We start from the raw sequence: 22912 nt of genomic DNA on the forward strand, positions 1-22912 counted from the left end.
GGGCTGGCGGGGTAGCTCGTAGCAGATCACGTCTGGGTACCAGCGCGCCGCCCCGCCCCGCCGCGAGCCGCGAGCCTCGAGGTGGCGGTAGCGCTCGAGCCGACGCTCGCGGAAGCAGGCCAGGAGCGAGGTCAGGCGAGGCTCGTTGCGGTGAGCCTCGAGCAGGCCCTCGAGCTCGCGGGCCCCGAGCTTGCGGCCATTCGGGGGCGCTCGCCGTTGAGTGTTGAACAGCAGGTATTCGCGACCGGCGAGGCGGAGGCGATGGATCTTCATCGAGTTGAGGTCCACGGCGTCACTCGGGGAAGTCCTCGCCAGCGTCGTGGACCCGCGCGAGGTAGTCGAGGGTCGCGTCGTCCATCTCGCCGGTGCTCGGTAGTCCGGTGGCGGCCTGGAACTCGAAGAGCGCGGCCCGGAGGCGATCGCCTTCGGGTCCGAGCTGGACATGGCTCGGTGCTTGCGGGAAGCCGAGGTTGGCGAGGCGCTGTAGCTGGCCGCGAGCGCTGGAGATGGGCTCGAGCAGCCCGACTTGTAGCTCCACTTCGGACTCGGCGTCACCCCAGATCAAGCGGGCGCGGCTCACGTTGGGCGGCAGGAAGGTCTCGATCAGGCCGTCAGCTCCGGTCTCGCCCTCGCGCATGGGGGCGTTGCCGACCTCGATGCGCCAGGCGACGCCGCCGAGGGCTTTACCCTCGGCGAGGAGTTCGAGGCGAATGCGCGCCGGGACCCCGCGCCGGCGGAACACGTGGCGCCGGTCTACGGCGACCTCGACCTGCTTGGGCTCGAGATCCGGCACGAACACGACGTCGCCCTCGCTCAAGACCGTGCGGCTCTCGCGAGTTTGGCGCAACTCGAGGTTCTGTGCGTGGTCCCAGATGCGATCGGGGAAGTGGCCGTATCGATAGGCGATCGAGTCGATGGACTCACCTGGTTGTGCGCGGTGCTTGGTGGGCACCGGGGCAAGATACGTCACCCGCGGGGCGGGCTCCCACTTCGCAGTGAGCGTGGCACACGGGCACGGACTTCGGCGTGTGCTTCGTCCTCGAAGGGACAGAGGTTTCCAGTTGAGAACAGCCCTCGAGATTCTGGCGATTTTCATGAGCTTCATGGGCCCGCGACGATCAGGAGCGCCGCTGCGTACAGTGTCGCGCGAGCTTCGCGTTCAAGGGGCGCGAGCAGAAGCAGTGGTACGAGACGCTCGGCTTCAACTTCGCGTCGGTTGCGATCCGCTGCGCGGTGTGCCGACGGCAGCGGCGCAGCAGATCCGGGTGGCGGAAGACTGGCTGGCTCGACACTCGACGGGCTGATCGCTGAGCGGGCCTTCACAGGCCGGGCCAGACAAATCCCGGGGGCCGTCACCCGGACGGATACCTGCGCGTCGACGCCGCGCCGGTGTTCGGATCGAGCATCGGCGTGATCGTGAGTAGCGCCGATGGGGTCAGCAGGCGTGATCGAGACGCCATCATCTGAGGTGCGCGCTAATACTCGAGGACGAACCCGCGCTCAGTCCGTGCACTCGCCGGCGAAGCCCCCTCCGCTCACCCCAAACGTTCGCCCTACGGCTAGTACTAGCAGCCCGGGGTGCAATGCCTCGCGCCGCCTCGCTTGGCCTTTTCGCCGAGGGCGTTGTCGCCAAAACTTGCAGTACGCCCGGTACAGCGGCGTTTTGGCTTCGCGCCCTCGGCGAAAATTCCGGCGCGAGGCGACACGATGCATTGCACCCCGGGCTGCTAGCCCTAAATTATTCAGATCTTTAGATTCAGCGCTTGATTTAGGGCTAGAGCCCGGCTTTGAGCGCTTCGGGGCAAGACGAGGCTTTGATCAGCGCCACGCTCTGCTTGTCCCACTCGGCCTTGTTGGCTTCGATCAGCTTGTCCTTCGCGCCGTCGCCAAGGGCCACCCACCAGGTCTCGAGCGAGGCGAGCTTGTCGGCGTTGGTCGCCTTGAACTCGGTGAGGCTGACCTCGAGTGACTCGCAGTCGGGGGCGTTGAGTATGAGCTCGGCGCGGGTGGTCTCGAGCTCCATCTTGTCTTTCATCTTGGCCTCGTCGTCGGCCGAAGGGCCGCACGCGGTGAGGGTGAGCGTGGTCAGGAGCAGGGCGAGGGACAGGGAGACGCGGTTGGTCATTGGAGCCTCATACACGAATGCGAGACCTGGCGATAGTCACGCGCTCGATGTGGGGCGTCGTGCGGTGGCCCACAATAGAAAAAATCGAGCGCTCGCCGAGAAAAACGAATGGGTCGCGGGGCGGACTGGATCGCTGCGATGGTGCACAGGTCCCAGGTCAATCACGCGTTCTCGTGGGCGCTCGTCGCCGCGCTGGGTCTTGGACCCGCGGCCTGTGACTTCGACACACCTCCGCGCGAGCGCTACATGAGCCGCCTCTACGTTGGCGTGAGCCTGTCGTTTGAGCGCGAGGAAGGCAACAGCACGTCGTGCATGTGGGCGGGCACGCCGGGCAAGCCGCACGTCGTTTGGCATCGCGTACGGACACCTCGACAATACGAAGTCCGGGCGCGGTGACTGACTGTCTGTCAGGAACACCACACATGCGGGTCACGATGGCGGCTTCACACTGTCTTCTCGTAGAACTCGCCCTCGCAGATCGTCGAGAACCCCAGGGCCTTGCAGCCTTGGCCCGAGGTGTTGGCGGCTGCGAAGATCACGGCGACGCGCAGGCCGGCGTCGCGGAGCACCGCGAGGCGGTGGTTGACCAGGGCGCGGTAGATGCCCTCGCGACGCCGGGCGGGGACGACGGCGCAGCCCTGTAGGTAGCCGCAATCGGGCAGGAATCGTAGATGGGTGGTCGCGACGATCTCGCCGCCGAGCGATGCGATCCACGAGCGGGTGGGGGCCCGCTTCGCCAGGGCCTTGCGGGTGATGTCCGCGATCGTGTCGCGAAACTGCGGGCCGCGTTCCCAGGCGGTCGCCGAGGCGCTGGCGAAGTCTTGAATGTCCACTTCCGTCCTCACCTGGCGGAGGGTCATGCCGGGGATGTGCATCGAGAGGTCTTCGTCGCCGATCTCCCGGGCCATGCCGAGGGAGGGCCCCATGAGGCTGTAGCCGTGGTCGACGAGCCGCTTGCCGAGGTCGGCGGGAGCGGAGGACGGGCCGACGAACCAGCTGTGGCTGGCGCCGCGCGAGGCGTGCTCGGCCGCCACCGCAGCGACTGCGTCGTCCGCTTCGCGGCTGGGGAGTCGCGCGACGATCACCTTGTTGTGGTTGGGGCGCAGGCTCGAAGGCGTACGAACCTGCATCCAGTCGGGACCTTCGATCACCTCGCTGTCGGGCTCTCGCGCCACAGAATCGAGCAGCACGCGCTCCATCGCCTCGGGGCTGGGAAGGTCCACCGGCGTGATGCTAACCCACGATTGCTCGCCGCCGCACCAGCCCCAGCGTCGCGAGCATCCACAGCCACCCCGGATCCGCCGGCCCGCCACTGCGGCGGCCGCCCGAGGAGCTGTCTTGGCCACCGCTGTCCGAGTCGGTGTCGCCGTCGCTGCTGCTCCCGCCTGTGGTGATCGTGTCGTCGGCCGTAGTGCCGCCCCCCGGACGACGAGAAGTCGCTGTCGTTGAAGGTCGAAGTCGCGGTCGACGTCGAGCAGGTCGCTGTCGTTGAGGTCATCTCCTGCGTCGAAGACGAGCGCGCCCGCCAGCGCCGGGCCCTCAGCCGGCGGCGGCGTCCCATGACCTCGCCCTCCCGGCTAGACCCGCGGCGATCGACGACAGCTCGTCTCCGCTGCTGAGCTTGCCCGAGCCAAACCGAGCCTCGAATTCTCGCCGTACCGCCGGTACGAAGGCCGTACCGCCGGTCATGAACACGCGGTCGATCGCCGCGGGCTCGAGCCCCGCGCGGGCCAGGGTCTGGTCGAGGCAGGCGGCGATCTCGGCGACCTCATCGGCGATCCAGGCCTCGAAGTCGGCGCGCTCGACCTGAGCGTGGACCTCGAAGTCCTCGTGGACATAGTCGAACGCAGCCCGAGGCTCGCGCGACAGCGCGATCTTGGTGGCCTCGACGGCCTCGTGCAGGTGAAAGCCCTGGTTGTCCTCGATGATCATCATCAGGGCCTCGAGCGCCGCGGGCGACTCGGCGTGCTGGGCCAGGCGCTCGAGCTCGTGGCGGGTTCGGCTGCCGCGCAAGAACGAGAGCTGATGCCAGCGCGACAGCTTGTAGTAGTAGCCCGGCGGGATCGGCAGGCGCTTGCCAAATTCGCGGTAGTAGCTGCCCTTGCCCAGGGCCGGCGCGACGACGTGCTCGATCAGCGCGGCGTCGAGGTTGTCACCGGCCACGCCGACGCCACCGGTCACGAGCACGTCGTCGCTGCGCTCGCGCCGGCCCCGGTGGGTGGGGCCGATCCGCATCACGCAAAAGTCGGTCGTGCCCGCGCCGAAGTCGGCGATCATCGCGAGCTCGTCGCGCTCGAGCCCGGCCTCGTAGTGGTAGGCGGCGGCGATCGGCTCGAGCTCGAGCTCGACCTCGCCCAGGCCGGCCGCGAGCGCCGCCCGTCGCAACCGGGCCTCGGCCCGCGCGCAGGCCTGGTCGTCGCGGCTGCCCGCGAAGCGCACGGGTCGGCCGAGCACAGCCCGCTCGATCGGAGCCCCGAGCGCCGCGCTCGCGCCCTCGCGCAGGCGGCCCAGGAACAGCGCCAGCAGCTCGTCGAGGTCGAGGGCGTGGGGCCCGAGCGCCGTCCGGCCCAAGCTCGCGGTCGTCAGGTGGGTCTTGAACGACTGGATCAGCCGGCCCTCGCCGAGGGCGTCGAGGTAGGCCTCGATCCCGGCCGGGCCAGCCGAGAAGACCACGGGCTCGGCCGGCCGCTGCTCGTCGAGGTCGAAGAACAACAGGCTGCGAAAGCTGGCCGTCGAGCGCCCGAGCAGCTCGAAGCTGGCGAAGCGCGGGGGACCGTCGCCGTCGGCGAGGGCGACGACGCTGTTGGAGGTGCCAAAGTCGATGCCGAAGGCCACGGGCGCCCAGCGATAGCCAAACCCGGGCGCGCGGGCAAGCTCACCTAGCAGCCCGGGGTGCAATGCATCGTGTCGCCTCGCGCCGGAATTTGCGCCGAGGGCGCGAAGCCAAAACGCCGCTGTACCGGGCGTACTGCAAGTTTTGGCGACAAAGCCCTCGGCGAAAAAGCCAAGCGAGGCGGCGCGAGGCATTGCACCCCGGGCTGCTAGCGAAGTCAGCCGCGAACAACCGCTTTCATGACCTCCACCAGGCGCATGTCGCCCTTGCAGCGGTGGCAGACCAGGACCTCATGCGCGAAGACCCGTTGCATCAGCCAGGCCCACGGGTGTCGGGAGCGGCCCGAGGTGCCGGGCTCGAGCTCGAGCTTTTTCGCCTCGCCGTCGAAGGCCAGCCCCAGCTGCACCGGCGAACGGGACTCGGGCGCGGGTCCTGGGCACCACACGAGCGCGGTCCTTGGCGTGGGCTGCGAGCACGCCGTGATAGCGCAGCATGTGAAACTTTGGCGGTGGGATGAGTGCGGCGAGGCGAGCGAGGAAGTCGAGCGGGTCCAGCAATACGGCGCAGGTCCCGTCACGCCACGCATGGCGAAACCCATACTTCACACGTCCGTCGCCAATGACATCGAGTCGCTTTTGCGAGATCGGGGGCCGCGCAACATATCGGCACAGCCGCGAACGACTTTGGCGCCAGCGTCGCCGCCGGGAACTTCGATGGGGCGGCCTGCGAGGATCTAGCAGCGCGGGGGAAGACACAACCCTCGCCGATGTCGGGCAGGTTCACGTGCTCTACGGAAGCTTTGCCGGGCTGCCACAGTCTGCCGATCTGACCCTCGCCCAGGGACAGGGCGGTGTGGCAGACTCGGGTGCCGTGGGCGACGAGTTTGGTACGCGCTTCGAGGTCGTCAGCGGGGCGCTGGGCGACGAGCTGCGGGTGCTGGTCGCCCATGAGCAATGCAGCTCCGGCGCGAGCAGCCCGACGGTTGGATGGCACGTGTTCCAGGGACACAGCGGAGGTCTGGATCTGACCAGCGACGTGCTCGAGTGCGAGGAGCAGATCGGCACCCCCATGTCGACCGCGCGCTGGGGCGACCTCGAGCAGCTCGCGCGGGTCCACGCTGTGCGAATTAGCCGTGAGGCAAGCCCGTGAAGTGGGGAATCCGGCCGGGCTCGCCAGCTCCTGCCGCGCGCGGGCGGCCTCGGGTGGCCTCGACGATCCTGCTCGGACTCCTCAGCTCCTGCGGGGGCGACGAGGTCCCGGCGCCGGCCGAGACGACACTGGTGACCTTCCCCAACAGCAGCGCCACCTGCGAGATCACGGCCGGCGAGCTGCGCTGCTGGGGCTTCAATGACAAGGGGCTGCTCGGCTATGGCCACACCAACTCGGTCGGCGACGACGAGGACCCTTGCGGGCTAGGTCCGGTCCCGCTCGGCGGCGAGTCGGTCCGTGGGCTGTTCAGGATCGGCGGCGCGAGCCGCTGCGCGATCACGGACACCGGACGCGCGCGGTGTTGGGGATCGAGCTTCGCCGGCGAGGTCCTCACCGATCCCAACGAGCCCGCCGAGGCGGGGCCGAGGCTGGCGGCCGAGGTCGAACTCTTGCAGCTCGTCGGTGGCAGCGAGCACGCTTGCGCGCTGCTGGCCGGGGGCTCGGTCCGCTGTTGGGGCCAGAGCGACCTGCTCGGGCAGGGCGATGGGCTCGATCGCGCGCTCGAGCTGGGTCCGTCGGGCGAGGGCGACCTCTCCGAGCTCCCAGATGTCCCCCTCGGCGGTCCGGCGCGGACCCTCGTCGCGGGATCGTCGGGTGCGGGCAGCTTCACCTGTGCCCTGCTCGAGGCCGGCGCTGTCAGGTGTTGGGGGACCGAACCGACCCTGGGCTACGGCGACGCCCAGGTCGTCGGCGATGACGAGACCCCCGAGCAGGTCGGCGACGTCCCCCTCGGTGGCCCCGCGACCAGCCTGGTCGCAGGCCGCGGGGCCCTGTGTGCCGGGCTCGACGACGGCAGCCTCCGGTGTTGGGGCCGCGCCGCGCCCTACGGCGTGCTGGGCTACGGTGACATCTTCGCCGACACCGACATGGTTGGAGATGACGAGACCCCGGAGCAGATGGGGCCGATCGAGATCGGCGAGGCTGTCGAGGCCGTCTACATGGGCGATAACAGGACCTGCGTGCTACTCGAGGGCGGGCGCGTGCGCTGCTGGGGCGACGGCCTCCCGGGCGTGCTCGGATACGGGCCGGAGGTGACCCGCCTCTACTCGCCTCCGCCGGACGACATCGAGCTCGGCGGGCCCGTCCGCGACCTGGCCCTCGGGCGCAACCATGGCTGCGCCGTGCTCGAAGCCGGCGGCATCCGCTGCTGGGGTCACAACTCGAAGGGGCAGCTCGGCCTCGGAGACACGAGCTCGATCGGGGTCGAGGGCCTGCCGGCCGATGTGCCCATACGCCCAAGCTGCGAGGGATCGTGACATGAGCGACGAGACTCATAGATTTCGCCTGTGGCTCGGGGTCGCAATCGGGCTGGCGCTGGTGCTCGACACCGACGAGCGAGTGCAGGTCCTCGAAGGTCACTTCGAGCGGGCGTTCGAGCGCCTCGGCCGGGATCCGGAAGACCGCGCCGCCCTCGACGAGGCGCGCGAGACCCTGTCTCTGTTACGGACCGAGCTGTGGGTCGATGAGGGGGGCCGCCGCCGTCACGGCCTGCTCGAGCGGCGCCTCGAACAGCTCACTGGGGAGTGAGGGGCCGCGAATGACCGCTCTCGATCTGCAACGAGTTCAACTTGCCAGACATTATGGAGTAGATGAAAACGGAAATGACAGTCGTTGGCCCGGTCTTGCTCGACCCCCCTCGGGACTGCTCGACCCTCGGCGGGACGGCTCGCGCCAGGTGCCCAGTTTCGGTCCGGGGATGCCGTATCGCTGACATCTGAACCAGTCCGGGATTTCACGACGGCTGGTGTTTGACAACCGCACCTAGCAGCCCGGCCTGCTAGCCCCTCAGGTCGCGGCGCCTCGTGTAGCGGCCGGAGTCCGTCGGACTCTCGCCGAGCCACGGCGTGACCCACGAGGGCGTCGACCACCGCGGCGCCGGGGGGCACGCGGCCTCGCTGCGCTGCGCGCTCTCGATCAGCCGGACCAGCCGGTCGTCGTCGAGCTTGGCCTGACCGGGGGTCAGCGAGAGCTTCGCCGCGGGCAGCTGACGGAGGCGATGAAACAGCTCCCACAGGCCCTCGAAGCGCTGGCGCACGAGGGGGTGGAGGTAGTCGGGGATGCCCAGCGCGAGCAGCTCGAGGACCGAGTCGGGCTCGAGGGGCAGGACCCTCGGCGGAATCCACGGACGCAGCTGCGAGAGCAAGGCGTGGAACAAGCTGGCGGGCTCGAGCAGGGCGGCGGCCTCGGAGTCGATGATCGGGAGCAGCTCCGCGTCCGCGCAGAGGTTGCGAAGCACAGCGGCCAGCCCGACGCGGACGCCTGGATCGACACTCGGGTCCGTCGACAGGCCCTCGAGCCAGCGCAGCTTGCTGGCGAATTCGTGGACCACGCGCAGCTGCACGCCCGCGACGCGACGGGCCTGCTGACCGGGTGAGGTCAGGTGTTCGTAGGCGAGGAGCTCGATCGCGATCGGACTCGTGACCGCGACGTGCTCGGTCAGCGCGCGGAACTCTCGATCGTGGTCGAGGGCCCGGATACCGTCGATCAGTACATCGATCATCTCGCAGATCTGCATAGCACTCGTGCCGGAGGATCGAGCGCTGTTCGAGACCGAGGCCGCGAGCGGGGCGGTCACGCGTGACCGACCCAAGACGCCACACCCTCGACCGTGGCCCGAACCATTCGCGCGCAACGATTGCTCGCGGCGCTCGTGACGGTCGCCTGCGCGCGCCGACGGTCGTCCGTGTGACGCTGGCTGCGGCGCGAGCCATGGCCACGCCACGCGACTGCCACACCCGCTGTGTAGCACCGTGACCCAAGCCCGCAGGTGCTGCGCGCGAGCCTCGACAAATGCGCTCGGGTCACGGATTACGCAAGACAACCCTGCGCAGCGCTCGCACCGAGCGGCCGCGCGCTGGACGTCGCGTCCGGGCTCTGCCAAGCTTTGGCGTGCAGCAGCAGCGCTCCTTGTATCCTGCAATTACACCCTACGAGAGCGGCTTTCTCCGGGTCTCGCCGATCCACGAGCTGTACTGGGAACAGTCCGGCAACCCCAAGGGCAAGCCGGTGGTGTTCCTTCACGGGGGGCCGGGCGGCGGCACCGATCCCAAGCACCGCCGCTTCTTCGATCCGCGGCGCTATCGCATCGTGCTTCTGGACCAGCGCGGCTGCGGTCGCTCGCGGCCCCACGCGAGCCTCGATGACAACACGACCTGGGCGCTGGTCGAGGACATCGAGCGCCTGCGCGAGCACCTGGGCGTCGAGCGCTGGCAGGTGTTTGGCGGCTCGTGGGGCAGCACCTTGGCCCTGGCCTACGCCCAGACGCACCCCGAGCGCACGACCGAGCTGGTCCTGCGCGGCATCTTCTCGTTCACCGACGCGGAGATGGATTGGTTCTACGGCGGCGGCACCGCGACGCTGTTTCCCGAAGCCTGGGCCGACTTCATCGCGCCGATCCCCGAGCACGAGCGCGGGGACTTGCTGCGCGCCTACCACAAGCGCCTGACCGGCGACGACCCGCGCGAGCGCTCGCGCTGCGCCACGGCGTGGAGCCTCTACGAGTGCCGCGTCGCAACCTTGATGCCCGATCCCGACGTCGAGGCCCACTGCGAAGATCCCAACTTCACGCTGCCCTTCGCGCGGATCGAGTGCCACTACTTCGTCAACCGCGGCTTCCTCGACAACGACCGCCAGCTGCTCGACGCCTGCGAGCGCATCGCCCACATCCCCACGACGATCGTCCACGGTCGCTACGACGTGATCTGTCCGGTCCGAAACGCCTGGCAGCTGCACCAGCTGCTGCCCGAGTCGCGGCTGACGATCGTGCCCGACGCGGGGCACTCGGCGTTCGAGCCGGGCATCGTCTCGGCCCTCGTCGACGCCACGGCGAACTATCTTTAGCGCCCCCGCTGCTGTTGGCTGCGGCGGTACTCTTCAACCCGCTCGAGCAGCTCGCGGGCGCGGTCGTCGTCGACCTCGAGCAGATCACACACCCGGGCCCGGGCTTGGTCGGCCTCGTCGGGCAGCAGCTCGTAGACCTTGTAGACCAGGCTCTGCTCGACCCGGAGGCGGAGCCGATCGAGCTCGCGGTATTCGGGCCGGAGCCGGAGGCCGCGCTCGAGGTGGTCGAGGCCGCGATCGGGCGGGTCGATGTCAAACACCCACGACTGGTAGAGCGCCCACAGGTAGCGGCGCAGGGTCGAGTTCTCGACCTCGGCGCCCGAGGCCAGCGGGCGGCCCTCGAGCCCCTCGAGGATCACGGCCTGGCTGCGGAACTCGTCACCGGTCGGGAGCTCGGCGTGGATGAGCTCGAGGATCCCGCTGCGACGGTCGAGGTCGAGGTGGAGCCCGGTCCGGGCCAGCCGGGCGCGGGCCCGGGTCAAGAAGGCCTCGGGCGTCGGCTCCCAGGTCTGGATCGGCGGGCGCGAGATGATCGTGCCGCTCGGCCGCCTCAGGGTCGGGTGGACGAGGGGGGCGTCCGGGTCGGCGCTCGAGTTGGAGCTGTTGGTCTCGACCGCGAACACGCGAATGTCGCCGCCGTGGGCGTCGTTGGTGTACTCGAAGCGGACGATGTCGGGCATGGCCTCGAGCATCTTGGAGAACTTCAAGAACCCGAACTGGGTCTCGTCGAAGCCGGGATCGATGCGGTTGCGGATCATCGGCTTGAGCGTGGCGCCGAGGATTCCGCCGGCCCCGACCTCGTCGGCGAGGAGCTGGCGCAGGTGCTCCTTGAACACGGCGAGATCGCGGATCTCGAGCTCGCTGCGCCGACCCCAGTCGCGCTGGTCCTCGGGCCCCCAGGTCCGCCACAGGTCGCGGTAGTAGACGAAGCGATCGCAGAGGTTGGGCAGGTCGCGCGAGGCCGACTCGCGGACCGAGACGCCGATGATCCGGTGACCGTGCTCGCGCACGACCCGAAGCAGCGGGAGGAAGTCACGATCCCCGCTGACCAGCACGAAGGTGTCGTACTCGCGCTCGTAGAGCGAGCGGACCGCGTCGACGGCCAGGGCCACGTCGACGGAGTTCTTGATCTCGTTGCCGTGGCGGCGGCCGAGCACGTGGATCGTCTCGATGCCCTGGACGTAGAGGTCGCGCTGGTGCTGGCGGACGCTGGCGCTGCGCCAGTCGGCGTAGGCCCGGGCGAGGACCAGCCGACCCTCGTCGCGGACGAAGCGGACGATTCGCTGGATGTCGACGGCGAACTCGTGGTCGCGCGGGTCGACGCCAGCGTCGGTGTTCTCGACCCCGTAGACCAGGTTCTCGAAGTCGATGAACATCGCGACGCGCTCGCTCGGCATGCTGGTCTCCTCGGGCTCGGGTCACTGCGGGGTCCGGGCCCCGGCTCCTGGCTCGTTCTGCCGGCTCGTTCTGCCGGTTAGTTCTGCCGGTTAGTTCTGATAGAAGGACTCGATCTCGACCTCGTACTTCTGACGCACGATCTTGCGCTTGACCTTCATGGTCGGGGTCAGCTCGCCGCCGTCGATGCTCAGATCCGCGGGCAAGACCCTGATCTTCTTGATTGTCTGCACGCGCGCGAGGCCGGCGTTGACCTCTTGGACCGACTCCATGAGGAACGCGCGGACCTTGTCGTCGTCGACGAGATCGGCGGTCGTCTTGGCGCTGCTGCCCGTCTCGGCCACGAGCTCGGCGAACTTGTCTTCGTCGATCGTGACCAGCGCGGACAGGAAGGGCTTGCGATCGCCGACGACCACGGCCTGGCTGATCCAGACGATGTTCTTGAGCTTGCCCTCGATCAGCTGCGGGGCGATGTTCTCGCCGCCCGCGGTGATCAGCAGGTCCTTCTTGCGGTCGGTGATGCGGAAGAACTCGCCGGACTTCTCGCCGATGTCGCCCGAGTGGAGCCAGCCCTCGTCGTCGAGGGTCTCGGCCGTGGCCTCGGGGTTCTTGTAGTAGCCCTTGAACACGTTGCGCCCGCGCATGCACAGCTCACCGTCTTCGGCGACCTTGACCTCGGCGCCGGGCAGCTGCCAGCCGATCCAGCCGATCCGGAATTTGTTGGGCGTCGACATCGTCGCGGGGCCCGAGCACTCGCTCATGCCGTAGACCTCGTTGATCAGCACGCCGAGGCTGGCGAAGAAGTCGAGGGTCTCCTTGGCGATCGGCGCGGCCGAGGTCACGTTGAGGATGCTGTTGTCGAGGCCGAGGCGCTGCTTGACCTTGGAGAAGACCAGCTTGTCGGCGAGGCCGTAGGTCAGCGGCGGGGCCTCGCCGCGCTGACGCGCGTCCATGGCCTTTTGCCCGACCTTGCGCGCCCACTTGGCGATCGCCTTCTTGAGCCCGCTGTTTTGGGCTCCGGCGGCCATCATCTTGGCCTGGATCTTCTCCCAGACCCGCGGGACCCCGAGGAAGACCTGGGGCCGGACCTCGCTGAGGTTCTGGGGCATCTTGTCGAAGCTCTCGGCGAAGGCCGTGCACAGGCCGAGCTGGATCGGGATGTAGATCGAGATGATCTGCTCGGCGATGTGCGACAGCGGGAGGTAGCTGAACATCGTCGCGCCGTCCGTGAGCTCGATGACCGAGCTGGCCGAGGCGGCGGTCCAGGTCAGGTTGTCGTGGCTGAGCATCACGCCCTTGGGATCGCCGGTCGTGCCCGAGGTGTAGATCAGCGTGCAGATGTCTTCGGGCTTTTGGGCCGCGATCCGGGCTTCGAGCGCGGCCTCGCCGTCTTCGAGCGCGTCGCCCTTGGCCAGCATCGACGCCCAGGAGTGCACGGCCTCGTCGTCGTGCTCGCCGGAGATGAGCACGATCGCCTTGAGCAGGGGGAGCTGGTCGCGGATCGCGAGGAACTTGGCCAGCTGCTCTTCGTTTTCGACGATCGCAATGTTGGCGTCGCAGTGGCCGGCGACGTACTGGCACTGCTCGGGTGAGTTGGTCGCGTAGATCCCGACCGGGATGCCGCCCGCGTAGATCGCCGCGATGTCGCCGATCAGCCACTCCTTGCAGTTGAAGCCGATCAGCGTGACCCCGCGGCCAGGCTCGAGCCCGAGCGCGATCAGGCCCTTGGCCGCCCGCCGGACGCTGGCGTGGTACTCGGCCCACGAGGTGTCCTTCCAGATCCCGCCGCCGACCTTGGCGCGCAGGGCCGGGGCGTCGGCGTAGTTCTTGGCCGCGGCGTCGAGGGCCTGCATGACCGTCTGGGGGGGTCGATCACGGAATTGGGCGTCACTCATCAGTGGAGCCCTACCACGATTCTGGGCGCGATTGGAGCCGCAGGGGCAGGCTCGTGGCCCCGGGGGGAGCCGAGCGGCGCGCGATCGCGGCGCTGCGTCAGCCGTGCCGGGGCCAGGGGCCGAGAAAAACCGACTCAGCCCGCGAAGAAGCCGGCCATGGTCGCGCTCATGTTCTCGGCCGTATCGGCGCCCCAGGCCGCGCCCGTGATGCTGCGGCCAGTCGACTGTCCGTTGGCGTCGAGCTCGTAGAACACCGGGACCGCCACGGTCCCGAGCTCGCGGGTCCGGGGGTCGTCCTTGAACGCGTCGAGCTCGGCCCGGATCAGATAGACCCCGGCCAGCCCCGCCTGCATCCGTGGATCGTCGAGGAGCTCGCCAAACATCCGCGAGGGCGGACACCAGCGCGCGCTAAACTCGAAGAAGGGCCGCAGCCCGCGAGCTTCAGCTGCGTTGGCGTGTTCGCGCAGCTGTGCAGCCAGGGCCGCGCCCGCGTGAAGGTGAACCACGACGTGGGCGCCGCTCGAGCCCTGCGCAGGCGCTTGCCTGGGCGCGAGGCTCGGTGACTCGCCCGCGGGCAGCGTCGACCCGCGCGGGCCGGCGACGGCGCGGAAGGCCACGGACACGCCGACCGTAGCGATGGCGAGGGCGACGAGCCCGAGCGCGATAAGGATGCTCAATCCGAGCCTGCGCGCAGCCAGCTCGCGGCCTCGGGCGCGAAGTAGCTGAGGATCAGGTCGGCGCCCGCGCGACGAATGGCGATGAGGCTCTCGAGCACGGCCTTGCGCTCGTCGAGCCAGCCCCGCTCGCACGCGGCCTTGAGCATCGCGTACTCGCCGCTGACCTGGTAGGCGGCGACCGGCAGCGGGGTCGCCTCGCGGACGGCCCGGATCACGTCGAGGTAGGGCCCCGCGGGCTTGACCATGATCATGTCGGCGCCCTCGCCCTCGTCGAGCTCGACCTCGCGCAGGGCCTCGCGGACGTTGGCGGGGTCCATCTGATAGGTCTTCTTGTCGCCGTGCTTGGGCGCCGAGTCGAGGGCCTCGCGGAACGGGCCGTAGAAGGCCGACGCGTACTTGGCCGTGTACGCGAGGATCGAGACCTCGGTGAAGCCGGCGTCGTCGAGGCCCTCGCGGATCGCGAGCACGCGGCCGTCCATCATGTCGGAGGGCGAGATGATGTCGGCCCCGGCCCGCGCCTGACTCAGGGCCTGCTTGACCAGGACTTCGACGGTCTCGTCGTTGAGGACCCGGCCGTCAGGCGCGACGAGGCCGTCGTGGCCCTCGCTCGAGTAGGGGTCGAGGGCGACGTCGGTCACGACCACGAGCTCGGGCCAGCGCTGCTTGAGCGCCCGGATCGTGCGCGGGATCAGGCCCTCGTCGTTGAAGGACTCGCGGCCGTCGGCGGACTTGAGCGCCTCGTCGATGGCCGGGAACAGGACCACCGATCGGATGTCGAGCTCGACCGCGCGCCCGACCTCGCGCAGGAGGCCTTCGGGGCTCAGGCGCGAGCGGCCGGGCATCGCCGAGATCTCGATGTCGCTGCCACCTTCGTGGATGAACAGCGGATAGACGAAGTGCTCGGGTCCGAGCCAGGTCTCGCGTACGGCGTCGCGGATCGCCGCGCTCTTGCGGTTGCGGCGGGGTCGGGCGGTGAGGTCGAGGCGGGCCATTGGGACCGAGCCTGCGATGGTTTGGCGTAAAGGTCCATGGCCCCGAGCGAGCGGGCGCCGAGCTCGCAGGCGCCCGCGGTATTGGCTCATCTGACGCTCGATGAGGCGCAGCTCGGACGGTCGAGGTGCTCGAACGCGGCGTTCACCCAGTCGTCGTGGTCGTCGGCGTCGGCGTCGTCGTCGTCGTTGGCGGCGTCGTGGGTGGCGGCGTCATTGTCGGTGTCATTGTCATGGTGCGGACGAGGGTGGAGTAGACCTCGCGCCAGGCCAGCTCTGCCTCGGGGGTGAAGGCATCACCCAAAAAGCGCTCCAGCGTCGCAAGCAGCGCCTGGCCGACGAATTTGTAGTCGCGCAGCGTGGCGCCATAGTCGACGTGGCGCTCGCCGAGTTCGCGCACGGCGTCCTCGATCTTGGCGAAATTGTCGAGCCCCCGGACCGCGAGCGCCAGCGTGTCGGTGAGCATCTTGTGCTGGCGCTGCATGTCGCTGTGCTCGAACAGGGCGATCGAATCGGGGTGGCGCTCGAACAAGTCGGCGTAGAAGGCCTCCGCGAACGCCAGCGCCCGACCTTCGATACGATCGAAGCTGGTCTGGACCAGGTAGACGACGTCGCTCTTGGCGAAGTCGTGGATGATTGAGAGCTGCTCGGGGCCCTCGGTGCAGATGAGCTCGAGGCCTTCGAGCAGCGCGCTCGGAGCCATCACCTGGCCAGGGGTGGCGAAGCCGCAGGCCCGCCGCGCCTCGCGGATCGCGGCCCCCATCAGCACCTGGCCGGTATGGGAGTTGGTCGTGGCCTTGCCCTCGAGCAAGATCCCACCGCCGAGCCCGGCCGCGGTGCTGACCTGGGCGCCGAAGTGCTTGAGCAGGTAGGGGTTGAGCCGACGGATCCGCGCCGACGCCCGCAGGGCCACGCGCAGGGCTCGGCGCACGCCGTCGGCGCCCGGGGCGAAGGCCGCGATCGCGGTCGCCCCGTCGAAGCCGGCCATGCGCCCGCCGTTGTCTTCGAGCAGCTCCTCGAGGGGCGCGAGGCAGCGCTCGAGCACGTGGATCGCGTCGTCGGGGAAGCCGTGGGCGAGGACCTCGTCGATGCCCTCGAGGCGCAGGACCAGCGCGGTCGCGGGCTGCGAGCGGGCCGCGCCGCCCTCGGTGGTCCGGCGGATGTCGGCCATCGTGGCGTCGTTGGGATCGACGACGAGGCGCTTGACCGTGCAAGGCCCGTAGATCCTCGCCTGGCAGGCGAGGCGGGTCGTCTTGGGCCACTTGCGTCGTTGCGCGACCTTGGCCTCGGCCTCGGTCCGGGGGCCGAGCGCGGCCGAGCCCTGGAGCACGACGACCCGGCAGGTCGAGCATTGGGCCTTGCCGCCGCACGCGTGGTAGTGAGGGACGCCAGCGGCGAGCGAGACCTCGAGCAGGTTGTCGCCTTCGTTGGCCAGCGCGACCAGGCGCTCGCCGGGCTCGCGGAAGCTGACGCGGTGGGTTGTCAGGCTGAAGTTGGGCTCCCGTGCGGTGGTCTGGGTTGACGTGAGCTGGGCTGGCGTGAGCTGGGCCGAGGTGGCGTCGGGCCCGAACGTGCGCGACATGAACAAGGTGCCGCCGGGCGCCGCCGCGTGGGCATTGTGGACCTCGTGGATCGCCGCCGACAGCCCAGGGCCTGCGGTGTTGGGGCTGAGACTCGGGAGGTTGGTGACCCCCGCTGCGCGAAACACCTCGTCGAGGGCCAGCCCGGCCGCGCGCGCGTGTTGGAAGCGCAGCGAGGGTTCACGCTCGACGCAAGCCGCGAACCACTCGTCGAAGCCGGGGGGCAAGCGCTGCTCGGCGCCGTACTCGGCCGCGCGCTCGGTCGCGCGGGGGATCGGATCGATCAGCATCTCTCGCCACAGCCGCGGCATGTCCATGCCCTCGGCCGCGGCCCGCCAAAACGGGCTGCCCGTCAGCATTCGAAACACGACGAGGCCCAGGGACCAGACGTCTGCGGGCGGGCCGAGATCCTCGCTCGACTGGCTCTGCTCCGGAGCCATGTAGCCGGGGGTGCCCACGGCGACCGTGGCCGCGCGCGCGCTCGAGCGGAGCTTGGCGATGCCGAAGTCGAGGATCTTGACCATGAAGGGGACCCCGACGACCCGCGAGACCGACAAGAAGATGTTCTCGGGCTTGATGTCGCGGTGGACGACGTCGACGTCGTGCGCGGCCGCGACCGCGTGGATGACCTGGCCGCTGACCAGGGCCGCGTCGGCCAGCGGCAAGGGCCCGCGCGTCTGAATGTGACGCTCGAGATCCTGGCCTGCGAGCAGCTCCATCGCGATCCACGGGGTGTGGGTCTGCTCGTCGACGCCCGCGGCGATGACCTGGACCACGTGATCACTGAGGATCCGCGCGCCGATCCGGGCCTCTTGCTCGAAGCGCTCGCGCGACCTGAGGTCGAGCGCAAAGGGCGAGTGCATGACCTTGACCGCGCGCTCGTGGCCGGTCGTGAGTTGCCGCGCGGCATAGACCACGCCCATCCCACCTTCGCCGAGCCGCCGCTCAATCTTGAAGTCTTCGCCGACGAGCGAGTTCGGTTCGAGTTTTGTTGGCGGACCCATGTACTCCCGCAACGGTACAAGACGCAGGGCGCATCGACGAGGGGCCGGTCGGATTCGAATCGGCGTCGTTCGGATGCCTAGCAGCCCGTGGTGCAATGCCTCGCGCCGCCTCGCTTGGCGTTTTCGCCGAGGGCTTTGTCGCCAAAACTTGCAGTACGCCCGGTACAGCGGCGTTTTGGCTTCGCGCCCTCGGAAATTCCGGCGCGAGGCGACACGATGCATTGCACCACGGGCTGCTAGGCTGACGCGACGGTCTCTGAGCAGGGGTTCCCGCACCTGGCGACGTCGCCCGTGACCCGCCGACCCGCGAGGTCGAGGGGGCACCCGTGGGCCGAAGCTCGGCAGCGCGGGCACGATCCACGCGGGGACGTGGCGGACCTGCGGGCGCGCGAGCAGCTCGAGGGTCGGCATGAACACCTGGGCCGAGCGCCCGAGTCCGACGAGCAGCCTGCTCCCGCGCGATCACGCAGGGCGCCCAACGGACCGAACAGCGCGGCCGGATGGCGACCGAGCCAGGCTGTGCACGTCGCCGCAGAGCTCGACAGTGCAAGTTTTGCGGGGGCCGGGGCTCGGGCGCGAGCGCGAGGTCGGGTAGACCACGCAGCCGCGATGTTCGAGGAACTCCAGCTACTCACGGTCGAACCGCTGCAACGTTTGGTCAGCTATCTCGATGAGCTCGTCGCCGGCCGCCTGTGGCTGAAGGTCCTGATCGGGATGGTCTTGGGGGTCGGCGTCGGTTTCGTGCTCGGGCCCGAGGTCGGCCTCGTCGAGCCGGCCACGGCCGAGGCGGTGGTCAGCTGGCTCGCCCTGCCGGGGATGCTGTTTTTGGCCCTGATTCAGATGATCGTCATCGCGCTGGTGTTCGCTTCGATCATCCGGGGTCTAGGCGCCAGTGACAGCGTCGCGCAGCTTCGGGCGCTCGGGCTTCGGGCCGCGGCCTACTTCGTGTTCACGAGCGCGATGGCGATCGGGCTCGGCATCGGAGTCGCGCTGTTGATCCGCCCGGGCGACTACATCGAGATGGACGTCGAAGTCGAGCTCGACCTCGCGGCGACGACTCCGACCTCCTCCGCCGCGACCGCGAGCCTCCCGGAGCGGGTCGTGGGCCTGCTGCCAGACAACCCGATCGCGGCGATGGCCGATGGCCAGCTGCTGCAGATCGTCTTGTTTGCGATCGTCATCGGCGTCGCGCTGGTCTCGATGCCAAACGAGAAGTCGCGCCCGCTGTTCGACCTCCTCGGCGCGATCCAGGAGGTCTGCATGACGGTCGTGAAATTCGGGATGCGGCTCGCCCCGCTGGCCGTGTTCGGGCTGATGACGCGGGTCTCGGCGACGACCGGCCTCGACACGCTGGTCGGCGTGGGGGTCTACGTGCTGGCGGTGCTCGGCGGGTTGCTGGCCCTGGTCTGCGTCTACCTGGTGTTGGTGACGGTGTTCGGGCGGATGAAGCCGTGGACCTTCCTCGCGGCGGCGCGCGAGGTCCAGCTGCTCGCGTTTTCGACCTCGAGCTCCGCCGCCGTCATGCCCCTGTCGATGAGCACCGCCGAACAAAAGCTCGGGGTTCGGCCTGCCAGCGCTCGCTTCTTGATCCCGCTGGGGTCGACGATCAACATGGACGGGACCGCGCTCTACCAGGGGGTCGCAACGCTGTTTTTGGCCCAGGCCTTCGGTATCGAGCTGAACACGGGGGCGCTCGCGCTGGTGGTGGTGACCGCGGTCGCGGGCTCGATCGGGGCCCCGGCGACGCCCGGTGTTGGCATCGTCGTGCTCGCCTCGGTCCTCGAAGGGGCCGGGATCCCGACCGCGGGGATCGCGATGATCCTCGGCGTCGATCGCCTCCTCGACATGAGCCGAACGGCCGTAAACGTCACCGGGGATCTGACCGCGGCGGTGGTGCTGGATCGGTGGATGGGCGACGAGCTCGACAACCCCGCGTCCGAGCCGCCCGGAGCCTCGTGATGCCTCAGCAGCCGAGGATGTCGTCGAGCTCGCGGACGAAGCCGTCGACGCCGAGCCCATCGAGCTTGGTCCGGGCGCGCTCGGCGTCCTCGAAGGTCGTGAACGGGCCGACGCCGACGCGGTAGCTCGGAGGCAGCTCGGCCTCGGTGGCGATCGTCTCGACGAAGACCTCGAACTCGCCGCCGACGCGCTGCTCGATCGTCGCGGCCAGGGCTTCGGCGCCCTCGCGGTCGGGCAGCAAGTCGAGCTGCACGGTAGCGACAAGGTCGAGAGCTTCGTGCTCGACGGCGCGGGTGATGCCGACACGCTCGGCGAGCTCGATCAAGTCCACCGCGCCGGGGTTGAAGTGCGACAGCAAGGTGAGCATCACGAGCGAGATCTGCGAGAGCATGTCGCCGGGGTAGTTCACCGATCGTGCCAGGTCGCCAGATCGCCTCTGAGACCGCCCGGGTGCGGCATTGGGCCGTCTGCGATCCGCGCTGACACAATCGCTGACATCCGCGATTGCAAACGCCGCGACGGGCTCTCACTCCTGGGCCTAGCAGCCCGTGCTGCTAGCAGCCCGTGGTGCTAGTGAAGGCGCGCGGTCGGATCGAAGCGCAACACCGCGATCGCCGCGCGCGGCATCAGGCGCAGCCCGAAGTGGATCGAGTGGGCGGGGTCGCTGATCTGCAGGCGCACGCTGGTGCCGATCGTCGCTCGGGTCATGCGCTGGGCCCGGCGAAATTCCCAGTCGATGCTCGGATCGAGGGGCACGCCGAGGATGCCGAAGTCGGGGGCGGGCATCCACTCGGGCGGTAGGTTCAAGACGAGGCGGGCGCGCTCGGGCTGCAGGTTGAGAGGCGGTGGCATACGCCAGCTCATGCGTGGCGCGCCGAGCAGTGTCGTGCCGAGGGGCTCGGCCGCCACGGCCTCGGGGCTGACCAGCGAAGCCGCCATCATCGCCGCCGCGCCGAGCAACCGCCTGCACCCGACGAGTGGCTTGCTTCGGGAGAGGCGAGGGCGGTGCGGGCGACGATACATGCGTTGGACCTACCTGCACATGATAGCCAGCTGAGACTGATATGAGAAGAGTTATCTGAGGCGCGATCCTGCTCGGGGGCACAATGACCCATCCGCGCTACGGTGAGAACGTGACCGATCCAGACAGCCGTCGCAGGCAGATGGTCGAACGGCAAATTTCGTCACGTGGCATCCACAATCGACGAGTGCTCGAGGCGCTCGCGGCGGTTCCGCGCGAGCGCTTCGTACCACCTGCGCTGCGGGGCTCGGCCTTCGACGACCGCGCGCTTCCGATCGGCCACGGTGTGACGATCAGCCAGCCCTACATTGTCGCACTCATGAGCGAGCTCGCGCAGATCGAGGCGGGCGATCGCGTGCTCGAGATCGGGACCGGGTCGGGCTACCAGGCGGCGGTGCTCGTCGAGCTTGGCGCCGAGGTCTACTCGGTCGAGCGCATCGCCGCGATCTACGAGCAGACCCGCCGCTTGTTCGAGGAGCTGGGGATCGCCGAGCGCGTTCACATGCGCCACGGCGACGGCTTCGAGGGCTGGCCCGAGCACGCCCCCTTCGCGGCGATCGTGCTGACCGCTGCGCCCGACGAGATCCCCCCGACGCTGGTCGAGCAGCTCGCGCTCGGCGGTCGCCTGGTCGCGCCGGTCGGCGGGCGATGGGTCCAGTCGCTGGTGGTGATCGAGCGAACCGAGGCCGGCGAAGAGCGCCGTGAGGTGGCCGACGTCGCGTTCGTGCCGATGCTCTCGGGTTTGGCCTGAGCTGCTAAGGTCCCGCCCGTGCAGCGTGCTCTCGTCCTGCTCTGTCTGGCGCTGACTGTCAGCGCCTGCCCGAACACCGCTTCGACGCCCCAGCCGCCCGATGACGGACACGAGGCCTCGCCCGCAGGCGAAGCGGGAGATGCCGAGGACGGGGCGAGCGATGGCGGCGGCGAGGACGGCGACGGCGACGGCGACGGCGCCCAGCCGACCGGTCCCGTGCTCCCGAACGGTGCCCTGTGTGACACCGACAGCGACTGCGCCGAGGGGCAGCTGTGCGAGGGCGCCGGCTGCGAGCCGGGCCAGGGGCGCTGCGTCGACAGCGAGCGCATGTGCACCCGGGATCTCGCCGAGTACTGTGGCTGTGACGGTCAGGTGTTTCGCGGCTCGGGCTCGTGCCCAGGCGCGCGCTACGCCTACCGAGGGCCCTGCGACCCTGCCCTCGAGGACGGCGAGCCGTGCACCGATGGTCGCCAGTGCCGCTCGGGCCAGTGCCTGGGCGATGGGCTCGAGGGGTGCACGAACGGGGCCCAGGGGGTCTGCGGGGTGTCCGAGTGCACGGCTGACCTCGCGACCTACTGCGGCTGCAACAACACCGAGTTTCAAGCCTCGGGTTCGTGTCCCGACCGACAGTTCGGCTACCGGGGCCCGTGCGAGGTCGCTGCCTCGACCTCGGAGGCCGAGCGGGAGGAAAAAGCGGAGTGAGCGAAGCCCGGAGCCGCTGCCGCTCGGCCGCCCGCCGCCTTCATGACGCGGGCAAGGGGGAGCTGCTCGAAGAGCTGCGACTCAACGGCGAGATCGAGCTCGGCGACGGTCGCACGACTTCGACGAGCCTGTGCCTGACGACCACGGGTCTCTATTTGGTGTTGCTGCGCGCGGCCGCGGACGACGTGCTCGACCTGCTCAGCGTGGATCGGCGGCTGCGCTACCGCGCGGGGGTGGTCGGTGATCGCCTCGAGCTCGACCGCTGGGTGCTGGGCGTGCCCTGGGGTCGAGGGGAGCAGGCTCGGCGGATTATCGGGGTCGCGCGCGTCCGCCGGGCCTTCGGTCGGCGTGGCGTGGCCGAAGCTGCGCGCGCGCGTCGGTCGATCGATGATCCCGACGGGCCCTGGGCGTGGTCGGGTCCCTTCGTCGACGAGCTCGATCCGCTCGAGCGCGCGTGGCTGCTGCGCTGGCTCGACGCCGACGAGCGCCTGCTGGTCTGGAAACGGAGCGATGAGCGCCATCGCTTTGAGTCGCCGGTCATGGCCAAGGTCGAGCGCGCGCGGGTCTTGGTCATTACTGAGCGGCGTCAGGGGCTGGTCGCGATCTCGCCGGTTGGGGATCTGTGGTCGGTTGGGCTGGCGGATGCGCCGCTGGAGATCGTCTCGAGCACCGTCGGCCGCTCGCTGGTCCGCAGCGGTGAGCACGAGCTGCGGCTGGCGCTCGGCGATGAGCGGTCCTTCGCGGCGCTCGCGGCGCTGCCGGGGCTCACGGGTGATGCGCGGCTGTTGGCGGTCGCGCGGGTGCTGTGGCTGCGCAGCTCCGAAGGACCTGACAGTCGCCGGGCGGCGGCGATCCTCGACGAGCTCGCGGCTCGGGATCCCTTCGCGCGTCTGACCCGCGCGCTGCTCGTCGATCCGCAGGGGGCCTGTGCG

The 22912-nt window shown here is 69.4% G+C and carries 22 protein-coding genes and 2 pseudogenes; 9 read left to right on the top strand and 15 right to left on the bottom strand.

What is annotated here, in order from left to right:
• Together ENSA5_RS16740 and ENSA5_RS16745 are read right to left on the bottom strand one after the other, a co-directional pair.
• Window positions 1–288, bottom strand: a 288-nt coding sequence (locus ENSA5_RS16740; RefSeq protein WP_146155783.1) for a hypothetical protein, incomplete at its 3' end; no start/stop codon positions are given.
• 4 nt (window positions 289–292) lie between these two features.
• Window positions 293–952 (bottom strand): peptidoglycan-binding domain-containing protein, encoded by a 660-nt coding sequence (locus tag ENSA5_RS16745; RefSeq protein WP_181197831.1) that lies wholly within the window; start codon window positions 950–952, stop codon window positions 293–295.
• A gap of 176 nt (window positions 953–1128) precedes the next feature.
• Between ENSA5_RS16745 and ENSA5_RS39755 the strand changes: the two are divergent.
• A pseudogene (locus ENSA5_RS39755) lies at window positions 1129–1311 on the top strand (zinc-ribbon domain containing protein); the annotation flags it as partial.
• Between the two features lie 463 nt (window positions 1312–1774).
• On the opposite strand, the gene ENSA5_RS16755 reads toward ENSA5_RS39755, so the two are convergent.
• The 5 genes and pseudogenes from ENSA5_RS16755 to ENSA5_RS39760 form a co-directional block, all read right to left on the bottom strand.
• Window positions 1775–2125 carry a hypothetical protein gene (locus ENSA5_RS16755; RefSeq protein WP_106392675.1) on the bottom strand — a complete coding sequence of 117 codons (351 nt, stop codon included), beginning with the start codon at window positions 2123–2125 and terminating at the stop codon, window positions 1775–1777.
• Window positions 2126–2568: 443 nt separating this feature from the next.
• On the bottom strand, window positions 2569–3348 hold the full coding sequence (locus tag ENSA5_RS16765; protein WP_146155784.1) for a GNAT family N-acetyltransferase: 780 nt from the start codon (window positions 3346–3348) through the stop codon (window positions 2569–2571).
• 316 nt (window positions 3349–3664) lie between these two features.
• Window positions 3665–4960: an Hsp70 family protein gene (locus ENSA5_RS16770; RefSeq protein WP_181197832.1), complete on the bottom strand. Its 1296-nt coding sequence runs from the start codon at window positions 4958–4960 to the stop codon at window positions 3665–3667.
• 215 nt (window positions 4961–5175) lie between these two features.
• Window positions 5176–5364, bottom strand: a complete 189-nt coding sequence (locus ENSA5_RS39210; RefSeq protein WP_258182881.1) for a hypothetical protein — start codon at window positions 5362–5364, stop codon at window positions 5176–5178.
• Between the two features lie 64 nt (window positions 5365–5428).
• Window positions 5429–5713: pseudogene (locus tag ENSA5_RS39760) on the bottom strand (transposase); the annotation flags it as partial.
• Window positions 5714–5828: 115 nt separating this feature from the next.
• On the opposite strand from ENSA5_RS39760, the gene ENSA5_RS16780 reads away from it, so the two are divergent.
• Genes ENSA5_RS16780 through ENSA5_RS16790 form a run of 3 tightly spaced genes read left to right on the top strand, consistent with a single transcriptional unit; the run spans window position 5829 to window position 7694 of the window.
• The gene (locus ENSA5_RS16780) at window positions 5829–6107 is read left to right on the top strand and encodes a hypothetical protein (RefSeq protein WP_146155785.1); all 279 of its coding nucleotides are present in this window, start codon (window positions 5829–5831) and stop codon (window positions 6105–6107) included.
• Window positions 6104–7423: an RCC1 domain-containing protein gene (locus tag ENSA5_RS16785; protein ID WP_106392681.1), complete on the top strand. Its 1320-nt coding sequence runs from the start codon at window positions 6104–6106 to the stop codon at window positions 7421–7423. The genes ENSA5_RS16780 and ENSA5_RS16785 overlap by 4 nt, the downstream gene beginning before the upstream one ends.
• 1 nt (window position 7424) lies before the next feature.
• The gene (locus ENSA5_RS16790; protein WP_106392682.1) at window positions 7425–7694 is read left to right on the top strand and encodes a hypothetical protein; all 270 of its coding nucleotides are present in this window, start codon (window positions 7425–7427) and stop codon (window positions 7692–7694) included.
• 250 nt (window positions 7695–7944) lie between these two features.
• On the opposite strand, the gene ENSA5_RS16795 is transcribed toward ENSA5_RS16790, so the two are convergent.
• A complete protein-coding gene (locus ENSA5_RS16795; RefSeq protein WP_146155786.1) occupies window positions 7945–8667 on the bottom strand; it encodes a hypothetical protein in 723 nt (240 codons plus the stop codon).
• 389 nt (window positions 8668–9056) lie between these two features.
• On the opposite strand from ENSA5_RS16795, the gene pip reads away from it, so the two are divergent.
• Complete coding sequence (pip, locus tag ENSA5_RS16800; protein ID WP_258182882.1) at window positions 9057–10007, top strand: prolyl aminopeptidase; 951 nt, start codon at window positions 9057–9059, stop codon at window positions 10005–10007.
• Here the strand turns inward: pip and ENSA5_RS16805 are convergent.
• The 5 genes from ENSA5_RS16805 to ENSA5_RS16825 form a co-directional block, all read right to left on the bottom strand.
• Window positions 10004–11404, bottom strand: a complete 1401-nt coding sequence (locus tag ENSA5_RS16805) for an NYN domain-containing protein (RefSeq protein WP_106392685.1) — start codon at window positions 11402–11404, stop codon at window positions 10004–10006. The two genes, pip and ENSA5_RS16805, sit on opposite strands and share 4 nt — an antisense overlap.
• A 90-nt stretch (window positions 11405–11494) precedes the next feature.
• On the bottom strand, window positions 11495–13297 hold the full coding sequence (locus tag ENSA5_RS16810; protein WP_106392686.1) for an AMP-dependent synthetase/ligase: 1803 nt from the start codon (window positions 13295–13297) through the stop codon (window positions 11495–11497).
• 134 nt (window positions 13298–13431) lie between these two features.
• Entirely contained in the window at window positions 13432–13974 is a 543-nt protein-coding gene (locus ENSA5_RS16815) for a thioredoxin domain-containing protein (protein ID WP_106392687.1), read from the bottom strand.
• A complete protein-coding gene (hemB, locus tag ENSA5_RS16820; RefSeq protein WP_106392688.1) occupies window positions 13971–14966 on the bottom strand; it encodes a porphobilinogen synthase in 996 nt (331 codons plus the stop codon). The genes ENSA5_RS16815 and hemB overlap by 4 nt, the downstream gene beginning before the upstream one ends.
• Before the next feature lie 142 nt (window positions 14967–15108).
• Window positions 15109–17547, bottom strand: coding sequence for a protein kinase domain-containing protein (locus ENSA5_RS16825; RefSeq protein ID WP_181197833.1), 2439 nt, complete (start codon window positions 17545–17547; stop codon window positions 15109–15111).
• A 609-nt stretch (window positions 17548–18156) separates the two neighbouring features.
• Between ENSA5_RS16825 and ENSA5_RS16830 the strand changes: the two genes are divergently transcribed.
• Window positions 18157–19506, top strand: coding sequence for a dicarboxylate/amino acid:cation symporter (locus ENSA5_RS16830; RefSeq protein ID WP_106392690.1), 1350 nt, complete (start codon window positions 18157–18159; stop codon window positions 19504–19506).
• Between the two features lie 4 nt (window positions 19507–19510).
• Here the strand turns inward: ENSA5_RS16830 and ENSA5_RS16835 are convergent, their stop codons facing one another.
• A complete protein-coding gene (locus ENSA5_RS16835; protein WP_106392691.1) occupies window positions 19511–19915 on the bottom strand; it encodes an SPOR domain-containing protein in 405 nt (134 codons plus the stop codon).
• 161 nt (window positions 19916–20076) lie between these two features.
• Window positions 20077–20466, bottom strand: a complete 390-nt coding sequence (locus ENSA5_RS16840) for a hypothetical protein (protein ID WP_106392692.1) — start codon at window positions 20464–20466, stop codon at window positions 20077–20079.
• Window positions 20467–20612: 146 nt separating this feature from the next.
• On the opposite strand from ENSA5_RS16840, the gene ENSA5_RS16845 reads away from it, so the two are divergent.
• The 3 genes from ENSA5_RS16845 to ENSA5_RS16855 form a co-directional block, all read left to right on the top strand.
• Entirely contained in the window at window positions 20613–21278 is a 666-nt protein-coding gene (locus ENSA5_RS16845) for a protein-L-isoaspartate(D-aspartate) O-methyltransferase (protein WP_106392693.1), read from the top strand.
• A gap of 18 nt (window positions 21279–21296) precedes the next feature.
• Window positions 21297–21980 (top strand): hypothetical protein, encoded by a 684-nt coding sequence (locus ENSA5_RS16850; protein ID WP_106392694.1) that lies wholly within the window; start codon window positions 21297–21299, stop codon window positions 21978–21980.
• The coding region (locus tag ENSA5_RS16855; RefSeq protein ID WP_146155788.1) for a hypothetical protein at window positions 21977–22912 on the top strand (936 nt) is incomplete at its 3' end. The genes ENSA5_RS16850 and ENSA5_RS16855, both read left to right, overlap by 4 nt.

The sequence above is a fragment of the Enhygromyxa salina genome (assembly GCF_002994615.1).
Lineage (GTDB): Bacteria > Myxococcota_A > Polyangia > Nannocystales > Nannocystaceae > Plesiocystis > Plesiocystis salina_A.